Origin of the sequence: Streptomyces sp. NPDC005706 (genome assembly GCF_040631045.1) — a bacterium.
Classification (GTDB): domain Bacteria; phylum Actinomycetota; class Actinomycetes; order Streptomycetales; family Streptomycetaceae; genus Streptomyces.
Genome location: NZ_JBEXYS010000006.1, coordinates 100,470 through 125,273 on the forward strand (window position 1 = coordinate 100,470; position 24,804 = coordinate 125,273).

Annotated in this window: 22 protein-coding genes; 6 read left to right on the forward strand and 16 right to left on the reverse strand. The window is 73.2% G+C overall.

The window, feature by feature from the left end; all coding sequences use genetic code 11:
* Positions 1-99: 99 nt before the first annotated feature.
* Positions 100-984, reverse strand: coding sequence for a formyltetrahydrofolate deformylase (purU, locus tag ABZ478_RS13735; protein WP_359548527.1), 885 nt, complete (start codon positions 982-984; stop codon positions 100-102).
* A gap of 115 nt (positions 985-1,099) precedes the next feature.
* Positions 1,100-1,600 carry a hypothetical protein gene (locus ABZ478_RS13740; protein WP_199210956.1) on the reverse strand — a complete coding sequence of 167 codons (501 nt, stop codon included), beginning with the start codon at positions 1,598-1,600 and terminating at the stop codon, positions 1,100-1,102.
* 117 nt (positions 1,601-1,717) lie between these two features.
* Here ABZ478_RS13740 and ABZ478_RS13745 point away from each other — a divergent pair, with 117 nt between their 5' ends.
* A complete protein-coding gene (locus tag ABZ478_RS13745) occupies positions 1,718-3,046 on the forward strand; it encodes an ABC transporter substrate-binding protein (RefSeq protein WP_359548529.1) in 1,329 nt (442 codons plus the stop codon).
* Positions 3,047-3,076: 30 nt separating this feature from the next.
* Here ABZ478_RS13745 and ABZ478_RS13750 read toward each other — a convergent pair whose 3' ends face one another.
* Positions 3,077-4,681, reverse strand: coding sequence for a hypothetical protein (locus ABZ478_RS13750; protein WP_359548531.1), 1,605 nt, complete (start codon positions 4,679-4,681; stop codon positions 3,077-3,079).
* A gap of 201 nt (positions 4,682-4,882) precedes the next feature.
* Positions 4,883-6,268 (reverse strand): transcriptional regulator, encoded by a 1,386-nt coding sequence (locus ABZ478_RS13755; protein ID WP_359548533.1) that lies wholly within the window; start codon positions 6,266-6,268, stop codon positions 4,883-4,885.
* 276 nt (positions 6,269-6,544) lie between these two features.
* On the opposite strand from ABZ478_RS13755, the gene ABZ478_RS13760 reads away from it, so the two are divergent.
* The 3 genes from ABZ478_RS13760 (at position 6,545) to ABZ478_RS13770 (ending at position 9,625) form a co-directional block, all read left to right on the forward strand.
* Positions 6,545-7,198, forward strand: coding sequence for a bifunctional DNA primase/polymerase (locus tag ABZ478_RS13760; RefSeq protein WP_359548535.1), 654 nt, complete (start codon positions 6,545-6,547; stop codon positions 7,196-7,198).
* A 64-nt stretch (positions 7,199-7,262) separates the two neighbouring features.
* Positions 7,263-8,039 carry an ABC transporter ATP-binding protein gene (locus ABZ478_RS13765; protein WP_359548536.1) on the forward strand — a complete coding sequence of 259 codons (777 nt, stop codon included), beginning with the start codon at positions 7,263-7,265 and terminating at the stop codon, positions 8,037-8,039.
* The gene (locus ABZ478_RS13770) at positions 8,036-9,625 is read left to right on the forward strand and encodes a transporter (RefSeq protein ID WP_359548538.1); all 1,590 of its coding nucleotides are present in this window, start codon (positions 8,036-8,038) and stop codon (positions 9,623-9,625) included. Before ABZ478_RS13765 ends, ABZ478_RS13770 begins: the two co-directional genes overlap by 4 nt.
* A gap of 9 nt (positions 9,626-9,634) precedes the next feature.
* On the opposite strand, the gene ABZ478_RS13775 is transcribed toward ABZ478_RS13770, so the two are convergent.
* Both ABZ478_RS13775 and ABZ478_RS13780 read right to left on the reverse strand, forming a co-directional pair.
* Positions 9,635-10,495 carry an alpha/beta hydrolase gene (locus ABZ478_RS13775; protein ID WP_359548539.1) on the reverse strand — a complete coding sequence of 287 codons (861 nt, stop codon included), beginning with the start codon at positions 10,493-10,495 and terminating at the stop codon, positions 9,635-9,637.
* A gap of 303 nt (positions 10,496-10,798) precedes the next feature.
* A complete protein-coding gene (locus tag ABZ478_RS13780) occupies positions 10,799-11,491 on the reverse strand; it encodes a metal-dependent transcriptional regulator (RefSeq protein WP_020940714.1) in 693 nt (230 codons plus the stop codon).
* A gap of 230 nt (positions 11,492-11,721) precedes the next feature.
* Here ABZ478_RS13780 and ABZ478_RS13785 point away from each other — a divergent pair, with 230 nt between their 5' ends.
* Positions 11,722-12,477: an SIS domain-containing protein gene (locus tag ABZ478_RS13785; RefSeq protein WP_359548541.1), complete on the forward strand. Its 756-nt coding sequence runs from the start codon at positions 11,722-11,724 to the stop codon at positions 12,475-12,477.
* A 56-nt stretch (positions 12,478-12,533) separates the two neighbouring features.
* On the opposite strand, the gene ABZ478_RS13790 is transcribed toward ABZ478_RS13785, so the two are convergent.
* The 3 genes from ABZ478_RS13790 to pdxH all read right to left on the reverse strand — a co-directional run bounded on the left by ABZ478_RS13790 (position 12,534) and on the right by pdxH (position 15,581).
* Positions 12,534-13,979: a PAS domain-containing protein gene (locus tag ABZ478_RS13790; protein WP_359548543.1), complete on the reverse strand. Its 1,446-nt coding sequence runs from the start codon at positions 13,977-13,979 to the stop codon at positions 12,534-12,536.
* 113 nt (positions 13,980-14,092) lie between these two features.
* Positions 14,093-14,548 carry a GNAT family N-acetyltransferase gene (locus ABZ478_RS13795; RefSeq protein ID WP_359548546.1) on the reverse strand — a complete coding sequence of 152 codons (456 nt, stop codon included), beginning with the start codon at positions 14,546-14,548 and terminating at the stop codon, positions 14,093-14,095.
* A 346-nt stretch (positions 14,549-14,894) separates the two neighbouring features.
* Positions 14,895-15,581, reverse strand: coding sequence for a pyridoxamine 5'-phosphate oxidase (pdxH, locus tag ABZ478_RS13800; protein ID WP_359548549.1), 687 nt, complete (start codon positions 15,579-15,581; stop codon positions 14,895-14,897).
* A 165-nt stretch (positions 15,582-15,746) separates the two neighbouring features.
* Here pdxH and ABZ478_RS13805 point away from each other — a divergent pair, with 165 nt between their 5' ends.
* On the forward strand, positions 15,747-16,847 hold the full coding sequence (locus tag ABZ478_RS13805; RefSeq protein ID WP_359548550.1) for a citrate synthase 2: 1,101 nt from the start codon (positions 15,747-15,749) through the stop codon (positions 16,845-16,847).
* Between the two features lie 67 nt (positions 16,848-16,914).
* Here the strand turns inward: ABZ478_RS13805 and ABZ478_RS13810 are convergent, their stop codons facing one another.
* The 7 genes from ABZ478_RS13810 to ABZ478_RS13840 all read right to left on the reverse strand — a co-directional run bounded on the left by ABZ478_RS13810 (position 16,915) and on the right by ABZ478_RS13840 (position 24,802).
* Positions 16,915-17,946: a 2-oxoglutarate and iron-dependent oxygenase domain-containing protein gene (locus ABZ478_RS13810; protein WP_359548552.1), complete on the reverse strand. Its 1,032-nt coding sequence runs from the start codon at positions 17,944-17,946 to the stop codon at positions 16,915-16,917.
* 255 nt (positions 17,947-18,201) lie between these two features.
* On the reverse strand, positions 18,202-18,783 hold the full coding sequence (locus tag ABZ478_RS13815) for a hypothetical protein (protein WP_359548554.1): 582 nt from the start codon (positions 18,781-18,783) through the stop codon (positions 18,202-18,204).
* A 32-nt stretch (positions 18,784-18,815) separates the two neighbouring features.
* Positions 18,816-19,421 (reverse strand): TetR/AcrR family transcriptional regulator, encoded by a 606-nt coding sequence (locus tag ABZ478_RS13820; RefSeq protein WP_358930841.1) that lies wholly within the window; start codon positions 19,419-19,421, stop codon positions 18,816-18,818.
* On the reverse strand, positions 19,409-20,146 hold the full coding sequence (locus tag ABZ478_RS13825) for an enoyl-CoA hydratase family protein (protein ID WP_359548556.1): 738 nt from the start codon (positions 20,144-20,146) through the stop codon (positions 19,409-19,411). The genes ABZ478_RS13820 and ABZ478_RS13825 overlap by 13 nt, the downstream gene beginning before the upstream one ends.
* Positions 20,143-21,711 (reverse strand): 4-coumarate--CoA ligase family protein, encoded by a 1,569-nt coding sequence (locus ABZ478_RS13830; protein WP_359548558.1) that lies wholly within the window; start codon positions 21,709-21,711, stop codon positions 20,143-20,145. The genes ABZ478_RS13825 and ABZ478_RS13830 overlap by 4 nt, the downstream gene beginning before the upstream one ends.
* 47 nt (positions 21,712-21,758) lie before the next feature.
* A complete protein-coding gene (locus ABZ478_RS13835; RefSeq protein WP_359548561.1) occupies positions 21,759-22,949 on the reverse strand; it encodes an acyl-CoA dehydrogenase family protein in 1,191 nt (396 codons plus the stop codon).
* Complete coding sequence (locus tag ABZ478_RS13840) at positions 22,946-24,802, reverse strand: biotin carboxylase N-terminal domain-containing protein (RefSeq protein ID WP_359548563.1); 1,857 nt, start codon at positions 24,800-24,802, stop codon at positions 22,946-22,948. The genes ABZ478_RS13835 and ABZ478_RS13840 overlap by 4 nt, the downstream gene beginning before the upstream one ends.
* Between the last annotated feature and the right edge of the window lie 2 nt (positions 24,803-24,804).

Below are 24,804 nucleotides of genomic sequence, written 5' to 3' on the forward strand. Positions count from 1 at the left end.
TACGGCCCGGCCGGCAGATCCTGTCGCGAAGGCCCCGCGGTTCGTCCGGGGAGCGGGCCGGGCGGCGGGCGGCCGGGGCAGGGACTGTCCCGGCAGGCCCTACGCGAACACCACCGTCCGGCGTCCGTTGAGCAGGATCCGGCGCTCCGCGTGCCACTTCACCGCGCGCGCCAGCGCCTGGCACTCCACGTCGCGGCCGACGGCGACCAGGCCCTCGGGGGTGACGCCGTGGCCCACCCGCTCGACCTCCTGCTCGATGATCGGGCCCTCGTCGAGGTCGGCGGTGACGTAGTGGGCAGTGGCGCCGATCACCTTGACGCCCCGCGCGTGCGCCTGGTGGTACGGCTTCGCACCCTTGAAGCTCGGCAGGAACGAGTGGTGGATGTTGATGATCCGGCCGCTGAGCTGCTTGCACAGGTCGTCGGAGAGGACCTGCATGTAGCGCGCGAGGACGACCAGTTCGACGCGCTCCTCGCGCACGATCTCCAGCAGCCGTGCCTCGCTCTCGGCCTTGGTCTCCTTCGTCACCGGGACGTGGTGGAAGGGGATGTTGTAGGAGCCCACCAGCTCCTCGAAGTCCGTGTGGTTGGAGACCACGGCCGCGATCTCCACCGGCAGCGCCCCGATGCGCGCCCGGAACAGCAGGTCGTTCAGGCAGTGCCCGAACCTGCTGACCATCAGCACGATGCGCATCTTCTCGTCGGCCCGGTTGATCTGCCAGTCCATGTGGAAGGAGTCACCGATCGCCGCGAAGCTCGCCCGCAGCTTCTCCACGGTCACCGGAGCCTCGGCCGAGAAGTGGACGCGCATGAAGAACAGGCCCGTGTCGTGGTCGCCGAACTGCTGGCTGTCCTCGATGTTGCAGCCGGTCATGAACAGGTAGCTCGACACGGCGTGCACGATGCCCTTCTTGTCCGGGCAGGAAAGGGTGAGGACGTACTGGTCGGCCGGGTCGGCGGCGGCGCGGGCGGGCTGCTCGTTCATGCACCACAGGTTCCCACACCGGCCGTCCGCCATGGACGGTCGTCCCGCAGGGCGGGACGGGGCGAGAACGGTCCGCGGCACCGGAAGCGGCCTCCCGCGAAGGCCCCGCTGCCGCCTACGCGGTCCTCGTCATGATCCGCAGGACCTCCAGGCTGCGCGGGGTCGTGTCCGGATCGTCGCCGTCACTGGCCGCGAGACGCAGGTGCGCGTCCCGCGCCGCCCGCACCGCCTCCGGCCACGCGTGGTGGTCGAGATAGGCGGAGACCGGCGCGTCCGGGCCGACCTGGTGCATGATCCGCAGCACCCGCAGCACGGCCGTGTCGACCAGCGCCGCCTCCTGGGAGTCGCGGAATATCGTGCCGACGTACTTCTCCGCCGACCAGTTGTCCAGCCAGGTGTCCTCCACCAGCCGGTACACGGCGTCGGTGACGTCGCCGTATCCGTCCACGCCGGCCAGCCAGACGTCCTGCTGGAACACCGGGTCGGAGAGCATGTGCAGCGCGGAGCGCACATTGCTGCGCCAGCGCCACCACGGCATGTCGTTCAGTGGCATGCCGCCCATGGTGGAGGAGCGACGGCCGCGACGGGAAGAGTTCTCCGAACCTTGCACGGTCATCGATCGTACGTTCCCCATCACACCAGTCACACCGGCCCCCCGAATTCACCTGGGTGTCACCTTTCATTGACCGAGGGTCACTCTCGGGTTAGTGGTGTGAGGGAATCGTGCGTGTGCATGACCGGCAGGCGACGCTTCCGCAGCACCTTCCCCCTCTCCTTCTCCCGGCCCGTCAGAGCGACCCTGCTGTCCGCGGGCGCACTGGCCGCGGTCGCGTCGCTCACCACCGGATGCGGGGTCATCCCCGGGACCACGGGGGGCTCCGGGGACGACCCGATCAAGGTGATGACGTGGGCGCCGCAGAACACGGACGCCACCAACAAGCCGGGCATGCCCGCGATGGCCCGCGCCTACGGCAAGTGGATCAACAGTCACGGCGGCATCAACGGCCACAAGCTCGAGATCCTGACCTGCAACGACCACAACGACAGCGTGGGCGCGGCGAAGTGCGCCCGGCGCGCGGCCGCCGAGGACGTGGTCGCCGTCGTCGGCTCCTACAGCCAGTACGTCGACTCCTACCTCGCCCCGCTGGAGAGCGCGGGCATCCCCTACATCGGCGGCTACGGCATCAGCAGCGACGAGTTCACCGGCCAGATGTCGTATCCGGTCAACGGGGGCCAGCCCGCCCTGCTGGCCGGCCTCGGCAGGGCGCTGGCCGCGGCCTGCGGCCCGGTCTCCCTGGTGCGCCCGGACAGCATCGCCGGCGACCAGCTGCCCACCCTGCTGGACTCGGGCCTGAAGCAGGGCGGGCACGCGGCGACCGGCGACCAGCTCGCCGCCGAGAACGCCACCGAGTACGACTCCCAGGCCGAGCGGGCGCTGCGGTCGGCGACCCGGGACGTGACGAAGACGGGCTGTGTGGTGCCCGCGCTCGGGGACCGCACCGGCACCTTCATGGACTCCTTCCGGCGGGCCCGCGACGCCTTCCCCGAGGTGCGCACGGCGACCGTGATGGGCAGCGTCGACCAGAGCGTGATCAACGCGACGGGCGGTGCGTCGAGCCCGTACGAGGGGGCGTACATCACCGGCTGGTACCCGGTGACGTCCGACCCCCGGTGGGACCCGATGAAGAAGGTCATCAACGAGGAGGCCTTCGGCGACAACCGCATCGACCCCGCGGACGCCGGGGTGCAGACCACCTGGATCGCCTACACCGTGCTGAAGGCGGTGCTGGAGAGGACCGGCGGCGGCGAGGTGAGCGCCGACAGCGTGCGGCACACCCTCAACAAGGGCCTGAAGGTGTACACCGGCGGCCTCACCCCGACCCTGCACTGGCCCTACGAGGGCAAGCTCGCCGGTCTGGGCCTGCCCCGGCTGGTCAACGCCGACGTGACCCTCCAGGTGGTCCGGGACGGCAAGCTGGTCGAGGCGAAGAGGACCGCGGGCTCGGGATTCGACGGAATCACCGACATGACGAGCACGCTCCAGGAAGCGGACCTCGTCTGACCCGGCCCGCGGCCCGGCGCCCCGCCCGTCTCAGAGCTGGGTCGGCTGGCGCTGGGTCAGGCCGTACTTCTGCGCGATGGTGTTCCACAGCGCCGCCGCCCTGACCTTCTGCGCGCTGGCGGTGCCGCTCTCCCGGTTGCCGGCCTGGGTCTGGCCGGTGATCCGGGCGTGGCCCTTGTGGCAGCCCTTCCTGCCGCCGACCTGGTCGGCCCAGGCCGCGTAGTTGTTGTCGGCGGCGGCCGAGGCCTGCCAGGCCTTGGTGAGGGCGGCGGTCAGCTCGGCGTTGGCCGGCAGCTTGTCGACCGAGAGCTTGCCCAGCCGGGTGACCAGGCCGCTGCGCTGCTTGGCCGCGTTGCGCAGGTCGGCGGCGGCCTGCCCGAGGTTGTCGCACTGCTTGACGTTCGCCACCGCCTGGATCACCGAGGCCCGGCTGCTGCCGCTGTCGGCGAGCAGCTTGTCCAGGGCGATGGCCTGCTGCTCGGCCGGGTCGGCGGACTCGGCCGCCGAAGGCGAGTCCTGGGTGGCCGGGGCGGAGGCGGCGACGGTCTTGTTGTCGGTGCCCTCGTCCCCTCCTCCGCCGCTGAGCAGCGCGCCGGCGCCCACGCCGAGCACCACGATGCCGATGCCGACGGCGATCAGGGGCATCCGCGAGCCGCCCCGCCGCCCGCGGTCGTCGTCCAGGGGCGGCTCGTACGAGGGCTGCGCCGGGCCGGGGTAGGGGTTGGGCTGCTGGACGCGCGGCATCTGCTGCGTGGTCCCGGCCGGCCCGGAGCCGCCCGGTTCGCTGCGGAAGAGGTTGTCGAACTCGGCGGGCGGCTGCCGCTCACCGCCGTGCGCCTGGGCGGCGTAGGGCGGGATGTACTGCGTGGCGTCCGCGTCGGAGTGGGCGGCCGCCGCGGGGGGCTGCTGGGCCCGCCCGAGGTACCGGGTCTCCTCCCCGGCCGACTCGGGCGGCAGCGCGCCCGGCGTCACCGGCGGGATGTACTGCGTCGCGCCCTCGTCGGCGGGAGAGCTCTGGACGGGCGGTATGTACTGGGTGGCGCCCTCGTCCGCGGGCGCCGCGTGGACCGGCGGTATGTACTGGGTCGCGCCGTCGGCGGCCGGGGGCAGCGGGGCGCCCTGCGCCGGGTACGCGGGCGGCAGGGGCGCCGAAGGGGCGGGCTGCGCGGGCTGCGCCGGGTACTGCTGGTAGGCGTCGGGCGTGCCGTAGCCGGGCTGCGGGGCCGCGCCGTACGCCTGCGGGCTCTGGCCGTAGGCGGCCGGGTTGCCGTCGTACCGGGGCTGCGCGCCGTCCGAGCCGTAGCCCGGGGCCTGGCCGTACCCCTGGCCGTTGTACGACGGGGCGGGCGCACCCTCGGGGGGCAGCGGGCCGGGGCCGCCGGCGGGCTGCTGCTGCTGTTCCGGGGTGCCCCACTGCTGGGCGGCCGCGGGCGGCCAGCCCTGGTCCTGCTGGTGCTGCGGCTGCTGCCGGTCGGGGCCCCATGCTCCGCCCCAGGCCTGGCCGCCCGCGGGCGCCGCCGGGGCGGGGGTGCCCGTCATGCCCGGCAGCAGGGGCTCGCCTCCGTCGGAGGGCAGCACGATGCCTTCGTGCGCGGGCCGCGCCGAGGGCTCCTCGCCCTGTCCACTCTGCGTCACCGGGACTCCTACGAATGGGGGACCTTCGGAATCGTCGGCTCACGCTACCGGGTCCCCGCAGCCGGGTGCCACGCAGCTCAGGGCGCGATCTTCTTCCCTGTGACAGCGGTAACAAAACCGCCCCGCGGCACGCTGTATACGGCACCCATCGTGCGTCCCGGTGCCGTTCGCCGTGCGTTCACGTGACCGCGGGGCCGCTGTTCAGGCGGCGGGCTGGAGGTCGAGGCGGGCCCCGAACTCCCTGACCACCGCCTCGTCCCGGAAGGGTTCCAGCCGCTGCTGCAGGTCCTCCAGGTACTCGGCGCCCCGGTTGGAGCGGAGCGTCTCCAGCAGTTCCACCGCCTTCATTCCGGTGCCGCAGGCCTGCTCGATCTCGCGCTGCTGCACCTGGGCCGTGGCGAGCAGCACATAGCCGATGGCCCGGCGCCGGGCCCGGGTCCCGGGGTGGCCGGCCAGCGACTGCTCGGCGTACCGGGCCGCCGCCTCGGCCTGGCCGAGGTCCCGGTGGCAGTGCGCCAGCTCGTCGGCCAGATAGGCCTCGTCGAAGTGCGCGATCCACGCCGGGTCGTCCCCGGAGGCCGCGTCCGCCCGCTCCATCGAACCGACCGCCCGGCCCTCCGCCGCCTGCGCCGCCCGCACGTCACCGAGCAGTGCGTGCCCGCGCGCCTCGGCGGCGTGGAACATCGCCTCCGCGCGCGGGGTCACCCGCCCGCGCGCCCCCTCCTGTGCGGCGCGCGCGAGCTGGGAGATCTCGCGCGGGTTGCCGAGCTGCGCGGCGAGGTGGCTCATGGAGGCGGCGAGCACGTATCCGCCGTAGCCGCGGTCGCCGGCCGCCTGGGCCAGCCGCAGGGACTGGATGTAGTAGCGCTGGGCCAGGCCGGGCTGCCCGGTGTCGACCGCCATGTAGCCGGCCAGCTCGGTGAGCCGGGCCACGGTCGCGAAGAGCTCCCGCCCCACCGCCTCCCGGTACGACCCGGCGAGCAGTCCGGAGACGACGCTGTTGAGGTAGTGCACGACCACCGGGCGCACATGCCCGCTGCCGTACTGGTGGTCGAGGTCGGTGAGCGCCTGGGTCATGGACCGTACGGCCGCCACGTCGGACAGGCCCACGCGCGGGCCCGCCTGCCGGGACACCTGGGCGTCGGGCGCCGAGATCAGCCAGTCGCGGCTGGGCTCGACCAGCGCGGACGCGGCGACGGAGGAGCCGGACAGGAAGTCCCGCCGGCCCACGTCGCTGCGCCACAGCTCGCAGACCTGCTCGATGGCCCCCAGTACCGTCGGCGAGAACTGGAGACCGACCCCCGAGGCGAGGTTCTTGCCGTTGGCCATGCCGATCTCGTCGATCGTGACCGTACGGCCGAGCTTGCGCCCGAGCGCCTCGGCGATGATCGCCGGGGCCCGGCCCCGTGGCTGCTGTCCGCGCAGCCAGCGGGCCACGGACGTCTTGTCGTAGCGCAGGTCGAGACCGTGCTCGGCGCCGCACATGTTGACCCGCCGGGCCAGCCCGGCGTTGGAACACCCCGCTTCCTGGATGAGTGCCTGCAGCCGTTCGTTCGGCTGCCTCGCCACGAGAGGCCTTGCGGCCATGCGCTACCCCCTGCGAACCCCTGGAGCGTGAAGATCCGGCCGGAGGGTTCCGGCCGGGAGGATCACTGCCCAGCTGACATACCGTCAATGCGTGACATGTGCGGTTTGCCGGGGTAAAGGCAGATGCCACCCCCCTCCCTGGCTACCCAGCCCCCGCCCCGGTTCCTCCCGCGCGCCCCCACCTGTGCACCCATGCGCCCCAAATGCGAAAAGGATGCTCCTCCCCGGCGCGCGTTCCGGCCGTAACCCGAGGTGAGCGCGGGAGTTGAGTGGAGCGTGGAAGAGACGATCGCGGGCACCAAAGCCGCCCAGATTCCGCAGCAGCGCGGGCAGTCGCTGCTGGAAACCGCCGTACGCTACGCCGAGGAGCGGCACTGGGACGTGTTCCCGGGCACCTGGCTGGAACCCGTCGACGGGGCACAGCGCTGCTCGTGCAGCGATGCCTCCTGCCCCGCGCCGGGTGCGCACCCCGCGCGCCCCGACTGGGCGGCTCAGGCGACCGGCAGCGCGACCGTGGTCCGGCGGATGTGGCAGCGGCAGCCGGCGGCGTCGGTCCTGCTGCCCACGGGGCTCACCTTCGACGCGGTGTCCGTCCCGGAGAGCGCCGGGTTCCTGGCGCTGGCCCGGATGGAGCGGATGGAGCTGACCCTCGGGCCGGTGACGCTGACCCCGGACCGGCGGATGCAGTTCTTCGTGCTGCCGGGGGCGACCGCCAAGGTCCCCGGCCTGGTGCGGAAGCTGGGCTGGTCGCCGGCGTCGCTGGATCTGGTGGCGCTGGGCGAGGGGAACTACGTCGCCGCTCCACCGACCCGGTTCGGCTCCCGGGGTGCCGTGCAGTGGGCCTGCCGGCCGACCCCCGCGAACCGGTGGCTGCCGGACGCCGAGGAGCTGATCCCGCCGCTGGCCTACGCGTGCGGCCGGGACCGCTGACGCCCCGTGCGGCGGGCACGGTCCCGTCGTACCCGGGAGACCGGGAGCGCCGTAGCCTTCCTGCATGACCGAAGCTGCGGTGTGTGTGCGGGGGCTCTGGAAACGATTCGGGCAGCAGGTTGCCGTCGGGGGCATCGATCTCGACCTGCCCGCCGGGAAGTTCATCGGGCTGGTCGGGCCGAACGGCGCGGGGAAGACCACGACCCTGTCCATGGTGACCGGGCTGCTGCGCCCCGATCAGGGCTCCGTCGAGGTCGTCGGGCACGACGTGTGGCGCGACCCGGTGGCCGTCAAGGCGCGGATCGGCGTACTGCCCGAGGGGCTGCGGCTGTTCGAGCGGCTGTCGGGGCGCGAGCTGCTCGGGTACTCGGGGCGGCTGCGGGGGCTGTCCGGCGCCGAGGCCGACAAGCGGGCCGCGCAACTGCTGGACGTGCTCGATCTCGCCGGGGCGCAGCACAAGCTCGTCGTCGACTACTCGACCGGCATGCGCAAGAAGATCGGTCTCGCGGCCGCCCTCCTCCACAATCCCGAGGTCGTCTTCCTGGACGAGCCGTTCGAGGGCGTCGACCCGGTGTCCGCGCAGACGATCCGGGGCGTGCTCGAGCGGTACACGGCCTCCGGCGCCACCGTCGTGTTCTCCTCCCACGTCATGGAGCTGGTCGAGTCGCTGTGCGACTGGGTGGCCGTCATGGCCGCGGGCCGCATCCGCGCCACCGGCCCCCTGGCCGAGGTGCGCGGGGAACACCCCACGCTGCAGGCCGCCTTCCTGGAGCTGGTGGGGGCGCGCGGGCGGGACTCCGGGTCCCGGCTGGACTGGCTGGGCGGTGGGGCGGCCCGATGACGAGCACCACCTCCGTCGTCGTACGGCTGAAGCTGTCACTGCTGCGCAACGGGCTGCGCCGGTCGGCGGGCCGGCGGGCCGCGTTCGTCGCCTCGGCCGTCGTCGCGCTGCTGTTCGCCCTGCTGCAACTGCTGGGCCTGCTCGCGCTGCGCGGGCACGCGCACGCCGAGGCCGTCGCCGTGCCCGGCACCGCCGTGCTGGCGCTGGGCTGGGCCGTGATGCCACTGTTCTTCCCCGGCGGGGACGAGACCCTGGACCCCACCAGGCTGGTGATGCTGCCGCTGCGGCCGGGTCCCCTGGTTCGGGCCCTGCTGGCCGCCTCACTGGTCGGGATCGGGCCGCTGTTCACGCTGCTGGTCCTGACCGGATGCGCGCTGTCGGTGGCGCACGGGGCCGCGGGGTACGCCGCCGCGGTGATCGCCGTCGGTCTCGCGCTGCTGGTCTGCGTGGCGCTCGCCCGGGCCGTCGCCGCCGCCAACGTACGGCTGCTGACCAGCAGGAAGGGCCGCGATCTGGCCGTACTCAGCGGGCTGGTGATCGCCGTCGGCGCACAGCTCGTCAACTTCGGCGCGCAGCGCCTGGGTTCGGCCGGGCTGGGGCCGCTGCGGCCGGTCGCGGAGGTGCTGTCCTGGGTGCCGCCGGCCTCCGCGGTGGGTGCGGTGCGCTCGGCGAGCGAGGGGTCGTACGGCGTCGCGGGCGGTCAACTGCTGCTGTCGCTGGCCGCGTTGATGCTGCTGGTCGCCGTGTGGGCGCGGAGCCTGAACCGGCTGATGACCGCGCCGGACGGGTCCACCCTGCAGGACCCGGGCGCCGGGGCCGGGGACCGCGCCTCCTCGGGCGGGCTCGGCCGGCTGCTGCCCGGCGGGCGCACGGGCCCGGTCATGGAGCGCACCCTGCGCTACGTCTGGCGCGACCCGAAGACCAAGTCGGCTTGGGTGACCTCGCTGGCCATCGGGCTGATCGTGCCCGTCTTCAACGCCGTCCAGGGCACCGGCTCGATCTACTTCGCGTGCTTCGCCGCCGGGATGCTCGGCATCCAGATGTACAACCAGTTCGGCCAGGACACCTCCGCGTTCTGGATGGTGGCCATGACGATCTCCTCGCCGCGCGACGCCTACGCCGAACTGCGCGGGCGGGCACTGGCCCTGCTGGTGATCACCCTGCCGTACGCCGCGCTCGTCACCGTGCTGACCACCGCGCTGCTGGGCGCCTGGGACCGGCTGCCCGAGGTGCTGGGCCTCTCCCTGGCCCTGCTCGGGGCCATGCTGGCGACCGGCGCCTGGACCTCGGCCGGCTTCCCGTACTCCATCCCGCAGGAGGGCCACAAGAACGTGGCGCCCGGACAGGCCGGACTCGCCTGGATCTCCGTCTTCGGCGGCATGGTCGCCTCCGCCCTGCTCTGCTCCCCCGTCATCGCCGTGACGATCTGGCTGAACGTCAGCGCGGGCGGGGACGCGTGGAGCTGGGTGCTGCTGCCGCTGGGGGCGGCTTACGGGGCGGGGATCGCCCTCGGGGGCCTGAGGCTGGCCGCGCCGCGCACGGCTGCCCGTCTGCCGGAGATCCTGGCGGCGGTGAGCAAGGGGTGAGGTGAGGGGTCAGCCCGCCGTGAGGCGCTTCAGGAAGGGTTCGACGGCCGCTCGCCAGGCCACCGGCTGGTCGTAGTGGACGAGGTGGCCGGCCTCGGCGACCTCCGCGTACTCACCGAGCGGCAGCACCCGCACCATCTCCTGCGCCTCGGCCCGGCCCAGTTCCCCGTCGAGACCGCGCACGACGAGCGTGGGGCAGCGCACCTGGGCCAGTTCCTCCCAGTGGGCGTCGTACACCCAGCTCTCCCGGGTGCGGAGCATCTGGTCGGGTTCGAAGACGGGGCGCCAGCCGTCGGCGGACTCGTGCATCACCTCGGCGTAGAACTCGCCGCGCGAGGGGTTGGGCCGCTCCACCCAGGGATCGTCCTCGCCGAACCACTTGCGGACGTCGGCGAGGGTGGCGAAGGGGGCGGGCCAGGAGCGGAACCATTCGGCCCACTCCCGCTGCGAGGCCGCGCCGAGCGCGGACGCCCGCATGTCGCAGACGACCAGGCCGCGCACCAGGTCCGGGCGCCTGGCGGCGAGCTGCCAGGCGGTCAGGGCGCCCATGGCGTGGCCGATGAGGACGGCGGGGCCGAGACCGAGCTGTTCGAGGGCCGCCTCGGCGTCGTCGACGTAGGCCTCCCGGCCGTACGCGGCCTGCGGGTGCTTGTCGCTGCGGCCGTGGCCGCGCTGGTCGAGGGCGACCGCGCGGTGGCGCTCGGCGAGCCAGCGGGCGGTGGACGCCCAGTGCGAGGCGCGGCCCATCAGGCCGTGCAGTAACAGCACGCCCGGGGCGCCCGGCTCCGCCTCCGGTTTCGGAGGGTCGGCATACTCCCAGGCGGCCAGGCGCACCCCGCCCGTTCCCATCACGTCGATACGCCGTGCCATCGGCCTGGTACCCCCCAGCTCCGCCTGCCTCGTACCGGTGTACTGCCGTTCTCGCCGTCCGTCGTTCCTGCCGTCGCAGACTATCGAATGCCTTTTCGAAAATACTGCCTCTGCCAGCAACACCCCTCATTCGAGTGACATCCCCCGAGGAATGATCGCCGCCGCCGAGGGGATCTTTCTGGCGGGAGGCGGACCACTCGGGGAAAAGCGGTCCGAGGGGAATGACCCTGAGAGCTCGGGGCTCCGGGTCAGCAACAGGGGAGGACAGGCCCCGGCGTCGGAAGGCGCCGGGGCCCTCCCGTGTCAGCGCTTGGCGACGAACACGTGCGAGGCGACGTCCGCCTCCAGCTCGGCCGCCTCACCGCCGCTGCCGACGAGCACACCGCCCGCCGACTCCGTCACGCTCACCACCGAACCGGGCTGCACGCCCGCACGGCGCAGCGTGTACATGAGCTGCGCGTCCGTCTGGATCGGCTCCCCGATACGCCGGACCACGACCGTCTTGCCGTCCGTCCCCGCGTCCAGGTCGGCCAGCGACACCATGCCCTCGTCCAGGAACGGGTCGGCCCCGTCCTTCTCGCCCAGCTCCTCCAGGCCCGGGATCGGATTGCCGTACGGCGACTCGGTGGGGTGCCGCAGCAGTTCGAGCACCCGGCGCTCCACCGCCTCGCTCATCACGTGCTCCCAGCGGCACGCCTCCGCGTGCACCTGCTCCCACTCCAGGCCGATCACGTCGACCAGGAGACACTCCGCGAGCCGGTGCTTGCGCATCACGCGCGTGGCCAGCCGGCGCCCCTCGTCCGTGAGCTCCAGATGCCGGTCGCTCGCCACGGACACCAGACCGTCGCGCTCCATGCGGGCCACGGTCTGGCTCACCGTCGGCCCGCTCTGGTCCAGCCGCTCCGCGATGCGGGCGCGCATGGGGACGACGCCTTCCTCTTCGAGCTCGAGGATGGTGCGGAGATACATCTCCGTGGTGTCGATCAGTCCGGACATACGTGCCCCTCGATTACCTCTGCCGGAACCTGCCCGGCGCGTGCGCTGGCCCTGACCTCAATTCTGCCGGATACCACCGACAAGCGTGCCGCACCAACCGAAGGAACCACCCGGGGCCGGCGCCGGCACCCGTCGGACACCAGTGCCCCCACAACCCCCCGCCGTATTGACACCGCACTGGTCCAGACCGCACGGTGATCCGCGACACAGACGCTGCGAAGGGGCACCGCATGAGCGACGGCACACCCGCCGACCTGTTCTTCGACGCCGCCATCGGCCTGCTGCAACGAGTCCGCGAGGAGGAGTCCGGGGCGATCACCGCCGCGGCCACCCTGCTCGCCGACACCGTGGCGTCCGGCGGCCGCCTGTTCGCGTTCGGCGCCGGCCACTCCTCGCTGGCCGCCCAGGACGTCGTCTACCGGGCCGGCGGACTCGCGCTCATGAACCTGCTCACCGTCCCCGGAGTCGTCGGCGTCGACGTCACCCCGGCCACCCTCGGCTCCGCCCTGGAACGCGTCGACGGACTCGCGAGCGCCGTCCTGGACACGTCCCCCCTCCGCGCCGGCGACGCCCTCGTGATCATCTCCCTCTCCGGCCGCAACGCCCTGCCCGTGGAGATGGCCACGGGCGCCCGCGCCCGCGGCGTGAAGGTCGTCGGTGTCACCTCGGTCGCGTACGCCTCGGAGACGACCTCCCGGCACACCTCCGGCACCTTCCTGAAGGACCACTGCGACATCGTCCTGGACTCGAAGATCACGGTCGGCGACGCGGAACTCACCCTCGACACCATTCCGGCGCCCTTCGCCCCGGCCTCGACCGTGGTCACCACCGCCCTGATGCAGGCCGTCGTCGCCACCACCGCGGCCACCCTCGCCGACCGCGGCATCGAACCCCCGCTGCTGCGCTCCGGCAACGTCGACGGCGGCCACGACTGGAACGCCCGCGTCATGACGGAGTACGGCGACCGCATCTTCTACCGGCACTGACACCGGCGCACCGGCGCACCGGCGCACCGGCTCACGGCCAGCCCGTCGGACCGGCGCTACTCCCTCGCCCGCGGTGTCCGCACCGCGTCCGCGAGGTCCAGCGCCGCCCCGACCCGCGCCGCCACGTCCTCCGCGTAGGCCGCGTCCGGCCGCTCGAAGCGGCTCCGGGCGGCCCCGCGCAGGAAGGTGACCACGCCCAGCGTCCGGCCCCGGCTGCGCAGCACCGCGCACAGCGCGTGCACCGCGTCCTCGGGCCACTGCCGGGCCAGCGCCCAGTCCCGCGCCCGCTCGGCCGGCACCGACCCCGCGTCCGCGCGTACGGTGCCGGCCCGCTCGACGCACTGGAGCGCCGGATGCCCCTCCTCGTAGCGCAGCGGCAGCCCGGCCGCGCCCGTGACCAGGCTCGGACCGGGCGCCCCGGCGGGCGACGCGGCGAGCCGCACCAGCCGTACCGGGGCCGAGTCGTCGCACTCCGCGCGCGGAGGGCCCGCCAGACGGTCGAGCAGCGCGTGGTCGGCGAAACCGGCGAGCGCGAAGTCGAGATGGACGGTGGCCGCCTCCGCGGGGTCCTCGCACTCCGCGGCGGCCCGCGCGGCCCGGTGGAGCTGGTTGGTGCGGAAGCGCAGCAGGGACGCCTCCTGCTCGCCCTGCCTGGCCTCGGTGACGTCCAGGAAGAGCCAGCCCACGCCGAGCGGCACCGGTTCCTCCGCGAGCGGCGAGGCCAGCCGCACGAACCCGCTGCGCCAGCAGCGCCGGCGCTCGCCCTCGGGCCCGCGCACCGTCACCCACATCTCGGCGGGCGCGGGCGGCGCGCCCTCGGCCAGCACATGGGTGAGGGCGCTCTCCAGCTCCTCCACCCCCTGCGCGAGCAGCTCGCCCAGCGGCCGCCCGAGCGCCGACGTCCGCCCTATGCCCAGGGCCCGCGCCGCGTGCCCGTTGACGACGGCCGGCCGCAGATCGGCGTCCACGAGGACCACGCCCCAGGAGGCGTCCTCGAACAGCGCTTCGCTCAGCGCGATCGACCGCTCCAAATCTATCTGCGCGTGCACCTCGCTGAAGGCGCAGTACACCCCCGCCGGCTTCCCGTCCGGCCCGCGCACGGCGGCGGACTGGGTCCGCACGAGCACCCGCCCGCCGTCCTTGGTGACCAGCGCGAACTCGTGCACCTGCCGGCCGGGCGCGTGCATGGCCGACATCAGGCGTTCCTGGACCTCCTCGGCGTCCGCGCTGCGCACCGCCCAGCCGGCGAACCCGTGCCGCCCGACCGCCTCGGCCACCGTCCAGCCCAGGATGCGTTCCGCCTCGCGGTTCCAGTGCGTCACCACCCCGTCGGCGTCGAAGGCGCACAGGGCCGCGTCCATGCCGTCCAGCAGCGCGGCGAGCAGGTCGGAGCCGCCGGACTCGTCAGGGCAGTCGGTACCGTCCGACCCGTGCGGGCCGCCCCGCTCGGGCTCGTCGGGCCCCAGCTCGTCGGTGGTCCCACTCCGCCGGGAAGCACTCACCTGGACCCCCTGGACGCTGCGTCCGCGCACGCACGGCGCTCGGTTCGCTCACTGGCCTTCATTCAACTCGAACGTGACGCAGCCCACATCCTGTTCCCGCAAGATTGCCGCAATCATTGTCCGCCCGACACCATGAGCCGCAGGTCGACCCACTCGTCGTCCTCTCCGTCGAGCACGTACCGGTCGACCTCCACGAACCCGCGCCGCCCGGCGAACCGCAGCCCGTCCTCGTTCACCGCCAGCACGCACGTCTCGACGGCCTCGGCACCCAGCCCGCGCGCGTGCGCCAGCCCGTCCTCGTAGATCGCCGCGCCGAAACCGCGCCGCCGGAACCCCGGCAGCACGCGCGCGATGACGGTCGACACCGCCTCGTCCCCGGTCGGCGGCCGGACGGTGGAGCACCCGACCAGTTCCTCACCGAGATAGGCGTTCACCAGCCGATACCGCCCGATCCGCGTCCGCGCGCCCGCGAGCGACATGGCGGCGGGCGGCACCACCACGTTGTGCACGTACCGCCACTGCTCGAGCATGCCGTCGCCGTCCACGGCCCGAATCCGAAGATCACCCATGCCCGGCAAGCTAGGGGCATTCCCTCCGGCCCGTCCAGCGCGTTCGGCCCGCCGGCCGAGGCCCGCGGAAAATCCCTTGAGCATCCTCGGATCGCTTCTTAGGGTGGCTATTACTTCGGAGAGGAGGTGGTTCGGCAGATGTATGGATACCGGACGGAAGAGGTGGCTGCGGGCTAGCGGCCCGTCACCACATTCAGTGCGGTGCCGGACCAGTGTGTGCGAGAAACACGCAGCCGGCCCGAAACCAACGCAGTCACCCGGCCCGCGGGCTGCCGGTACGTCCGGCCGGCTCCTCCTTGAGGACCTCAGCTCGCGGGTCGTCTGCGTTCCCCGCCCCCGCGCGGGCTCAGGGGCTCAGGCGTTCCAGGGCCCAGGAGCCGTCGGGGCGGCAGGTGTAGCGCAGGCGGTCGTGGAGGCGGTTCTCACGGCCCTGCCAGAACTCGACCGTCTCCGGGGCGACGCGGAAGCCGCCCCAGTGCGGCGGGACCGGGATGTCCTCGTCCTCCGGGTGACGCGCGTCCAGCTCGGCGTAGGCCGCTTCCAGTTCGGCGCGGGACGCGATCACGGAGGACTGGGCGCTGGCCCAGGCGCCCAGCCGGGAGCCGCGCGGGCGGGTCCGGAAGTAGGCGTCGGTCTCCTCCTGGCCGGTGCGGCGGGCGACGCCGGTGACGATGACCTGGCGGGCGATCGGGTGCCAGGGGAAGAGCAGCGACACGTAGGGGCTGGCGGCGAGTTCGCGGGCCTTGCGGGAGTCGTAGTTCGTGTAGAAGACGAAGCCGTCGGTGTCGAACTGCTTCATCAGGACCGTGCGGGAGCTGGGGCGGCCCGCCGCGTCCGCGGTGGAGACGACCATGGCGTTGGGTTCGTAGAGCGTGCCGTGCAGGGCCGCCCGTGCGGCGTCCTCGAACCAGCCGGTGAACTGGTCCATCGGGTGCGCCGGGAGGTCCTTCTCGTCGAGGCCCGCGGCCCGGTACTGCTTGCGCATGGCGGCGGGGTCCAGCAGCGGGTCGGGGGAGGGTTCGCGGTCGGTCACGCGGTCATCCTGCCGTATCGAACGCGCGTGGCACTCAGTGTCGCGTGGGCTCCCCAACTGTGGCACTCGGGGTTATGGTGCAGGTTCCGCCGCGGTTTGGGTGACCACCGGCCGATCGGGGCATCACCGGGGTGACCGCCGCCGACATTCACGAGGAGCCGCCTGATGTCCGATTTCGTACCCGGACTCGAAGGGGTCGTCGCGTTCGAGACGGAGATCGCCGAACCCGACAAGGAAGGCGGTGCCCTGCGGTACCGGGGCGTCGACATCGAGGACCTGGTCGGGCACGTGTCCTTCGGGAACGTGTGGGGTCTGCTGGTCGACGGCGCCTTCAATCCCGGCCTGCCGCCGGCCGAGCCGTTCCCGATCCCGGTGCACTCCGGTGACATCCGGGTGGACGTGCAGTCGGCGCTCGCCATGCTGGCCCCGGTCTGGGGTCTGAAACCGCTGCTGGACATCGACGTGGCGCAGGCCCGGGCGGACCTGGCGCGGGCCGCCGTGATGGCGCTGTCGTACGTCGCGCAGTCCGCGCGCGGGCAGGGGCTGCCGATGGTGCCGCAGCGGGAGATCGACAAGGCGGGTTCGGTGGTCGAGCGGTTCATGATCCGCTGGCGGGGTGAGCCGGACCCGAAGCACGTGGCCGCCGTGGACGCCTACTGGACCTCGGCCGCCGAGCACGGCATGAACGCGTCCACCTTCACCGCCCGGGTCATCGCCTCCACGGGTGCGGACGTCGCGGCCGCGCTGTCCGGTGCGGTCGGTGCGATGTCCGGGCCGCTGCACGGCGGTGCGCCCTCGCGGGTGCTCGGGATGATCGAGGAGATCGAGCGCACCGGGGACGCGGAGGCGTACGTCAAGCAGGCCCTGGACCGCGGTGAGCGGCTGATGGGCTTCGGGCACCGGGTGTACCGGGCGGAGGACCCCCGCGCGCGGGTGCTGCGGCGTACCGCGCGGGAGCTGGGGGCGCCGAGGTTCGAGATCGCCGAGGCGCTGGAGAAGGCCGCGCTGGAGGAGCTGCACAACCGGCGGCCGGACCGGGTGCTGGCGACCAACGTGGAGTTCTGGGCGGCGATCATGCTGGACTTCGCCGAGGTACCGGCGCACATGTTCACGTCCATGTTCACGTGTGCGCGGACGGCCGGGTGGTCGGCGCACATCCTGGAGCAGAAGCGGACGGGGCGGCTGGTGCGGCCGTCGGCGAAGTACGTGGGTCCGGGGTCGCGCAGCCCGCGGGACATCGAGGGGTACGCGGACATCGTCCACTGACGGAGCCGCTGAGGGGCGCGGGCGGCCGCACGCCGGTGCGGTCGCCCGCGGTCCTCAGCGGCTCGGTTCACGCCGGGGTGAGCAGGTCCCCGTGGTGCCGCTCCGCCGCCAGCGGGTGCGCCCTGAGCTTGCCCTTGAGTTCGTTGTAGCCGTACTCGGCGTACAGCGGGTTGGCGGGGTCGGTGGTGACGCCTGGGGCGGTGGAGGCGTGCGGGAAGGGCAGCGGCTCGACCCTTGCGTCGAGGCGGGGGTTGTAGAAGAACGGGACGGAGAAGCGTTCCGTCGCTCCGGGCGGGCTCACCACGCGGTGGTTGGTGGCGAGCAGGTAGCCGTTGGTCGCGACCTCGAGGAGTTCGCCCAGGTTGACGACGAAGGCGCCCTCGATCGGCGGTACGTCGTGGAAGCGGCCGTCCGCGCGCTGGACCTGGAGGCCGCCGACGGTGTCCTGGAGGAGCAGGGTGAGGAAGCCGTAGTCCTTGTGGGCGCCGACGCCCTGGTCGGTGCCGTCGCCGGCGCTGCCGGGGTAGCGGACCAGCTTGAGGTGCGGGTGGGCGTGCTCGCCGAAGACGGGGTCGTAGAAGCCGGCGGGGGCGCCGATGGCGGTCAGCAGTTCACGCAGCAGGCGCTGGGCGACGGCGCTCAGCCGGTCGATCCAGGCGAGGGCGGCGGTGCGCAGTCCGGGGAGGGCGGCCGGCCACTGGTTGGGGCCCTGCAGCCACCAGTACGGCGGCTCGCCGGAGCCGGGGACGTGGGCGGGGCGTTCGGCGCCTATGTCGAGCTGGTCGCGCCAGTCGCGGGCGCCGGCGGTGCGTTCGTCGCCGGTGCGGGTGTAGCCGCGGAAGTGCGGGGAGCCCACGTTGTCGAGGGCGAGCCGGTCGGCCTCGGGGAGGTCGAAGAAGGCGCGCATGGCGGTGAGCAGCGCGTCGGTCTCGGCCGGGGTCACGCCGTGTCCGACGAGCTGGAAGAAGCCGACGTCGTGGGCGGCGCTGTGCAGCTGGGCGTGGAGCAGGGCGCGGGCCCGGGGGCCGCGGCCGGCGGCCGAGAGGTCGATGATGGGGAGCTGGGCGTACGACGGGTTCGTCGCGGTGTGCGTCGTCATGGGGTGCGTCCGCTGGGTGTACGGGGCACGGGCGGCCGCCGGGGGTGTGGCGGCCCCCGGGTGCCGGAAAGAGGGAGGAAGCGCAGAGGGGGCTGGGTCAGGCGGAGAAGCGCCGACAGCCCATGCTCGTGACGCGCACGTAGTCCACGTGGCGGCGTCGGACGAGCATCGGAAGCATGGGGGCAAGGGTACTGCGGTTCGCGGGATGCGCCTGTGGCCCGGATCACTCTTCGCGGGCGTGACGGGCGGGCGGGGTCAGAGCTTGCCCCGGACGTGGGCCAGCCGGTGCCCGTCCACTCTCTCCGCCAGCCGGGCGCGGAACTCGTCGGTGAACGGGGGCCAGTTCCAGAATTCGAGGCCGAGGTGGCCGAGGGCGTAGTAGTCGTCGCCCCAGGTCCAGTCGGTGATCGGCACGGTGGCGGCGCAGGCGGCGCAGCGGACGTCGGCGGTGCCGGTCGTGGCCCAGAGGTCGATGGCCGGGCCGAAGGGTTCCCATGCCTCGTCGATCCGGTCCCACTCGTCGGTGTAGAGGCGGGTGGTGGTGGCGCAGCGGGGGCAGCGGACCCACTCGGCGTCTCCCTGGCCGCCGGTGAAGACGGTGCGCCCGGTGTGCACGGCCAGGCCGTCGTACGGCTCGTCGTCCGCGTCGGCCGGCGCGACCGCCCGATGCCAGTCCGGGCCGGGCGGGTGCCCGAGCGGCTGTCCCAGGACACAGTCGGTGCGCTCGGCGCGCACGATGCCCTCGGCGACCAGCCAGTCGGTCAGCAGCCGGGCCAGTCGCGGCGCGTCCTGCGGGGTCGCGTCGAGGTCGACGACGATCTGGAAGTGGTCACCCATGGAGACGCGTAGCCTCGGCCACTGACAACGGCTCAGTCCAGGGCCGTGTCCACGAGTGCCGCCCACTGGGCGACCACACGCTCGCGGCGGGCGGTGTCGTCGGTGAGGAGGTTGGCGAGGCCTAGGCCGCGGGCCATGTCGAGCAGGCCCTGGACGGTTTCCCGGACGCCGGGGCGGGACTCGTCGGCGTCGAGGAGTTCGACGGCGATGCGGTGGGACTCGCGGCCGACGCGGGCCTCCAGTTCGGTGACGCGCGCGCGGAGCTGTTCCTCGTCGCTGGCGGCGACCCACAGGTGCAGGGCGGCGCGGAAGAGGGGGCCGGTGTAGAGGCCCACGACCGCGGAGACGACGGCGCGCCGGTCGGCGGGGCCGTCCGGGAAGAGCTCGCGCAGGGCGGTGGAGCGTTGCTCGGCGACGTACTCGACGGCGGCCGTGAACAGGTCCTCGCGGGTGGGGAAGTGGTGCTGGGCGGCGCCCCGGGACACGCCGGCGCGTTCGGCGACGACGGCGACCGTGGAGCCCGCCCAGCCGTGTTCGGCGAGGCAGGCCACGGCGGCTTCCAGGAGCCGCTGCCGGGTGGCCCGGCTGCGGTCCTGTTTGGGTACGCGGTCGCGTTCCGCCGTACTCACACCACCCATGCCGCATCCCGTCTTTCCAGGAAGGCCGTCATTCCCTCCCGGGCCTCGGGCGAGGAGAACAGCCGGGCCGAGAGCGCGGTCAGGGCGGCCGCGTCCCGGTCGAAGGTCTCCAGCACCCTAGCCGTGAGCAGCCGTTTCGTCTCGGCCAGGGCCTGGGGCGAGGAGCGGCGCAGGCCGTCCAGGACGGGGGCGAGGGCTTCGTCGACGTCGTCGGCGGTCACGGTGAGCAGGCCGAGGCGTACGGCTTCGGCCGGGTCGAAGCGTTCGCCGGTGAGGTAGTAACGGGCCAGGGCGCGCGGGTCGGCGCGTGGCATCACGGGCAGGGAGATCACCGCCGGGGCGACGCCGATGCGGACCTCGGTGAAGGCGAAGGTGGCGGCGGTGGCGGCGGCGGTGATGTCGCAGGCGGCGAGCAGGCCGAGGCCGCCGGCCCGGACGTGCCCGGTGACCCGGGCGACGACGGGTCGGGGCAGCTCCACGATCTGCCGCAGCAGGCCCACCAGGGCGTCCGGGTGCGGAGGGTCGCGCAGGTCGGCCCCGGCGCAGAAGGTGCCGCCGGTGTGGGTGAGGACCACGGCACGTACGCCGGGGTCCTCGGCGCAGTCGGTGAGCGCGCCGGAGAGGGCGTCCACGAGGGCGGCGGAGAGCGCGTTGCGGGTGCCGGTGGCGTCGAGGCTGAGGGTTTCGACGGCACGCGCGCGCGTGCGCGAGACGAGGGTGCTCAAGGCAGCTCCCGGAGCTGTCGGCGGAGGATCTTCCCGGAGGCGGCGCGGGGCACGGTGTCGATGAAGGTGACGCGGCGGACGCGCTTGTAGGGGGCGACGTGTTCGGCGACGTGCAGCATGACCTCGTTCTCGCCGAGGTCTTCGGCGGTCGGCTGGCGCACGACGAACGCGTGCGGGATCTCGTTGCCGTCGTCGTTGTGCACGCCGATGACGGCGGCGTCCGCGATGCCGGGGTGGGTGAGCAGCAGGGCCTCCAGTTCGGCCGGGGCCACCTGGAAGCCCTTGTACTTGATGAGTTCCTTCACCCGGTCGACGACGAAGAGCCAGCCGTCGTCGTCGACGTGCCCGACGTCCCCGGTGTGCAGCCAGCCGTCGGGGTCGATCATGGCGGCGGTGGCGTCCGGGCGGCCGAGGTAGCCCTTCATGACCTGCGGGCCGCGGATCAGGATCTCGCCGGGTTCGCCGGTGCCGAGGTCCTTGCCGGGGTCGTCGAGGGAGACGATGCGCATCTCGGTGCCGGCGATGAGCCGGCCGACGGTGCCTGCGGGCGCGTGGTGCAGGGCGTCGAGCGGGACGACGTGGGTGCCGGGCGACAGTTCGGTCATGCCGTAGGCCTGGCCGATCGGGGGCAGGCCCAGGCGTTCGGCGCAGGCGGCGGCGAGTCGCGCGTCGAGGGGGGCGGCGGCGCTGATGACGTGCTTGAGGGAGGAGAGGTCGTAGCGGGCGACCGCCGGGTGCTTGGCGAGGGCGAGGACGATCGGCGGGGCGACGTAGAGGCCGGTGATGCGGTGTGTCTCGATGGCGGCGAGGAAGGTCTCGAGGTCGAAGCGGGGCAGGACGACGACGGTGGCGCCCTTGCGCAGGGGGGCGTTCATCAGGGCGGTGAGGCCGTAGATGTGGAAGAACGGCAGCACGGCGAGGATGCGGTCGCCGGGCCCGGCCGGGACGGGGGCTTCGAGCTGGGCGAGGTTGGTGGCGATCTGCCGGTGGGTGAGCATCACGCCCTTGGGCACGCCGGTGGTGCCGGAGGAGTACGGCAGGGCGGCGACGTCCTCGGCCGGGTCGAAGCCGATCTCCGGCTCGGGGGCGGTGGTGGCGAGCATGTCGATGAGCGAGCGGTGCCCGGGCGCGCTGTCGCAGACGAATATCTCCCGTACGCCGCCCCCGAGTTCGGCCGCGCGGCGGGCGGTCCCCAGCAGCGGGGAGATGGTGACGATCCAGCGGGCGGCGCAGTCGGCGAGCTGTTTGGCGAACTCCTCGGCGGTGGCGAGCGGGTGCACCGTGGTGACGGACGCGCCCGCGCGCGTGGCCGCGTAGAAGGCGGTCGGGAAGGCGATCGTGTTGGGGCTGTGCAGGGCGAGGACGTCGCCCTTGCGGACGCCGGCGTCTGCGAGGGCGGCGGCGAGCCGCCGGTGGAACCGGTCCACCTGCTCGTACGTGAGGGTGGTGCCGTCCGTGCTGTCGATGAGGGCCGGGTGGTCGCCGAAGCCGGCGGCGGAGCCCAGGACGACGTCGTGGATGGGGAGTTCTACGGGCGGGACGTCTGCGTACTCGCTGCGGAACACGGTTCCTCCAAGCGGCCGCCGCTGCGGCGTGATCCAAACGAGGGGGCCTAGTACGACTTGGGCAGGCCCAGGGTCTGGTGGGAGACGTAGTTGAGAATCATCTCCCGGCTCACCGGTGCGATACGAGACACGCGCGAGGCCGTTATCAGTGAGGCGAGCCCGAACTCGCGCGTGAGGCCGTTGCCGCCGAGGGTGTGCACGGACTGGTCGACGGCCTTCACGCAGGCCTCGGCGGCCGCGTACTTGGCCATGTTGGCGGCCTCGCCCGCGCCGATGTCGTCGCCGGCGTCGTAGAGGTGGGCCGCCTTCTGCATCATGAGCCGGGCCAGTTCCAGGTCGATGTGCGCCTGGGCGAGGGGGTGCGCGATGGCCTGGTGGGCGCCGATGGGGGCCTTCCAGACGGTGCGCTCGCGGGCGTACTCGACCGCCCTGGCGAGCGCGTACCGGCCCATGCCGATCGCGAACGCGGCCGTCATGATCCGCTCGGGGTTGAGCCCGGCGAAGAGCTGGAGCAGACCGGCGTCCTCTCCCCCACTGCCGAAAGCGTGGGAGGGGCCCCCACCGACCAGCGCCTCGGCGGGCAGTCGTACGTCGTCCAGGACGAGTTCGAACTGTTTCTCGGCGGCGTTGAGTTCCATGTCGATGGGGCGCCGCTGGAAGCCCTCGGCGTCCCGCGGGACGATGAACAGGCAGGGCTTGAGGCGTCCGGTGCGGGCGTCCTCGGTGCGGCCGACGATCAGCACGGCGTCGGCCATGTCGACACCGGAGATGAAGACCTTGCGGCCGGTGAGGAGCCAGTCGGCGCCGTCCTTGCGGGCCGTGGTGGTGATGCGGTGGGAGTTGGAGCCGGCGTCGGGCTCGGTGATGCCGAAGGCCATGAGGCGGGTGCCGTCGGCGAGGCCGGGGAGCCAGGTCCGCTTCTGCTCCTCGGTGCCGAAGCGGGCGATCACCGTTCCGCAGATGGCCGGGGAGACGACGAGCATGAGGAGCGGGGAGCCGGCCGCGCCCAGCTCCTCCAGGACGATGGAGAGTTCGGTGATGCCGCCGCCTCCGCCCCCGTACTCCTCGGGGAGATTGACGCCGAGGTAGCCGAGTTTGCCGGCATCCGCCCAGAGTTCGGTGGGGTGGCGGCCCTCGGCGAGGGTCCGGGCTATGTAGTCACGGCCGTAGCGCTTGCCGAGGGCGGCCACCGCGGCGCGCAGGGCCTTGTGCTCCTCGGACTCGATCAGAGTGCTCATGGTGCCTCCTGGAGTTCGTGTACGACCGCCAGCAGCGTTCCTGGCTCCACCTGCCGGCCCGTAGTGGCGTGCAGGGCGGTGAGCGTGCCCGTGACGGGCGCCGAGATCTGGTGCTGCATCTTCATCGCCTCCAGCCAGATCAGCGGCTGGCCGGCCCGCACCGTCGCGCCCTCGGTCAGCCCGTCGGCGACGCGGACGACCGTGCCCGGCATCGGCGCGAGCAGGGAGCCCGGGGCGATCTGGGCCGCCGGGTCGGGGAAGCGGGGCAGGACGGTGAGCGCGGCGGAGTTCACGTACACCCGGTCCGTGCCGTACCGCGCCACCTCGAACCGGCGCTGGACGCCGTCCACGCCGAGCACGACCAGACGTGCGTCGGCGTGCACCACCCGGACCCCGTCGGCGGCGAGGCCCTGCCGGGTGTGCCGGTAGTGGACCTCGTGCTCCTCACCGGCCAGCTCGTACCGCTTGACCTGCGGCTGGGAGGACACGTTGCGCCAGCCGCCGAACCGGGAGCGGCCGTGGGCGTCGGCGAGGGCGGCGGCGAGCGGGGCGTACGGGTCGGGGGCCGGGGCGGTGAGGGCGGCGAGGTGGCGGTCGTAGAAGCCTGTGTCCATGCGGCCGGCGATGAACTCGGGGTGGCGCAGGGAGTTCAGCAGCAGGTCCCGGTTGGTGACCGGGCCGTGCAGCGCGGCGCGCTCCAGGGCGCCGGCGAGCCTGCGGACCGCCTCCGCGCGCGTGGGGGCGTGGGCGACGACCTTGGCGAGCATCGGGTCGTAGTGGACTCCGATGGTGTCGCCGTCGGTGTAGCCGGTGTCGAGGCGGACCCCGGCGGGTACGGCGAGGCGGTGCAGGGTGCCCGTCTGGGGGGCCCAGCCGCGGGCCGGGTCCTCCGCGTACAGGCGTACCTCGACGGCGTGCCCGCGCGCGCGTGGCGGCTCGCTCGCCAGCGGGTGGCCCTCCGCGACGCGGATCTGCTCGGCCACCAGGTCGACGCCGAACACCGCCTCGGTGACGGGGTGTTCCACCTGGAGGCGGGTGTTCATCTCCAGGAAGTGGGCGCGGCCGTCGGCGACCAGGAACTCCACGGTGCCGGCGCCGACGTAGGACACCGCGCGCGCGGCGCGTACGGCGAGCGTGTGCAGCTCCTCCTGGAGTCCCGCGGCCAGTCCGGGCGCCGGGGCCTCCTCGATCACCTTCTGGTGGCGGCGCTGGAGGGAGCAGTCGCGGGTGCCGAGCGTCCACACCGTGCCGTGGGTGTCGGCGAGGATCTGCACCTCGACGTGGCGGCCGCGTTCCAGGTAGGGCTCGGCGAAGACCTCGCCGTCGCCGAAGGCGCTCGCGGCCTCGGCGCGCGCGCCCTCCAGCGCGTCCGGCAGGTCCTCCAGGCGACGCACGATCCGCATCCCGCGCCCGCCGCCGCCCGCGGCGGCCTTCACCAGCACCGGCAGGTCGGCCTCGGTGACCTCGCCCAAGGGCGCGATGCCCATCAGTTCCTTGGCGCGCGTCTTGGACGCCATCGCCTCGATCGCCTCCGGGGGCGGGCCGATCCAGACGAGTCCGGCGTCGAGGACGGCCCGGGCGAACGCGGGGTTCTCGGAGAGGAAGCCGTAGCCGGGGTGGACGGCGTCGGCGCCGGCGGCCAGGGCGGCCTTCACGATCAGGTCGCCGCGCAGATAGGTCTCGGCGGGCGTCGCGCCCGGCAGCCGTACGGCGGTGTCGGCCACGCGCGCGTGGAGCGCGCCGGCGTCCGCGTCCGAGTGCACCGCGACGGTGCGGATGCCCAGTTCCTCGCAGGTGCGGAAGATCCGGCAGGCGATCTCGCCCCGGTTGGCGACCAGCAGAGTCAGAATCATGA

What these genes read in the sequence shown, in the direction of transcription:
- ABZ478_RS13755 (WP_359548533.1), bottom strand. Translation starts at nt 6,268, where the DNA reads ATGGCCGCAAGGCCTCTCGTGGCGAGGCAGCCGAACGAACGGCTGCAG.
- ABZ478_RS13745 (WP_359548529.1), top strand. Translation starts at nt 1,718, where the DNA reads ATGACCGGCAGGCGACGCTTCCGCAGCACCTTCCCCCTCTCCTTCTCC.
- ABZ478_RS13805 (WP_359548550.1), top strand. Translation starts at nt 15,747, where the DNA reads ATGTCCGATTTCGTACCCGGACTCGAAGGGGTCGTCGCGTTCGAGACG.
- ABZ478_RS13775 (WP_359548539.1), bottom strand. Translation starts at nt 10,495, where the DNA reads ATGGCACGGCGTATCGACGTGATGGGAACGGGCGGGGTGCGCCTGGCC.
- ABZ478_RS13840 (WP_359548563.1), bottom strand. Translation starts at nt 24,802, where the DNA reads ATGATTCTGACTCTGCTGGTCGCCAACCGGGGCGAGATCGCCTGCCGG.
- purU (WP_359548527.1), bottom strand. Translation starts at nt 984, where the DNA reads ATGAACGAGCAGCCCGCCCGCGCCGCCGCCGACCCGGCCGACCAGTAC.
- ABZ478_RS13835 (WP_359548561.1), bottom strand. Translation starts at nt 22,949, where the DNA reads ATGAGCACTCTGATCGAGTCCGAGGAGCACAAGGCCCTGCGCGCCGCG.
- ABZ478_RS13780 (WP_020940714.1), bottom strand. Translation starts at nt 11,491, where the DNA reads ATGTCCGGACTGATCGACACCACGGAGATGTATCTCCGCACCATCCTC.
- ABZ478_RS13770 (WP_359548538.1), top strand. Translation starts at nt 8,036, where the DNA reads ATGACGAGCACCACCTCCGTCGTCGTACGGCTGAAGCTGTCACTGCTG.
- ABZ478_RS13810 (WP_359548552.1), bottom strand. Translation starts at nt 17,946, where the DNA reads ATGACGACGCACACCGCGACGAACCCGTCGTACGCCCAGCTCCCCATC.
- ABZ478_RS13765 (WP_359548536.1), top strand. Translation starts at nt 7,263, where the DNA reads ATGACCGAAGCTGCGGTGTGTGTGCGGGGGCTCTGGAAACGATTCGGG.
- ABZ478_RS13795 (WP_359548546.1), bottom strand. Translation starts at nt 14,548, where the DNA reads ATGGGTGATCTTCGGATTCGGGCCGTGGACGGCGACGGCATGCTCGAG.
- ABZ478_RS13815 (WP_359548554.1), bottom strand. Translation starts at nt 18,783, where the DNA reads ATGGGTGACCACTTCCAGATCGTCGTCGACCTCGACGCGACCCCGCAG.
- ABZ478_RS13785 (WP_359548541.1), top strand. Translation starts at nt 11,722, where the DNA reads ATGAGCGACGGCACACCCGCCGACCTGTTCTTCGACGCCGCCATCGGC.
- ABZ478_RS13740 (WP_199210956.1), bottom strand. Translation starts at nt 1,600, where the DNA reads ATGACCGTGCAAGGTTCGGAGAACTCTTCCCGTCGCGGCCGTCGCTCC.
- ABZ478_RS13820 (WP_358930841.1), bottom strand. Translation starts at nt 19,421, where the DNA reads ATGGGTGGTGTGAGTACGGCGGAACGCGACCGCGTACCCAAACAGGAC.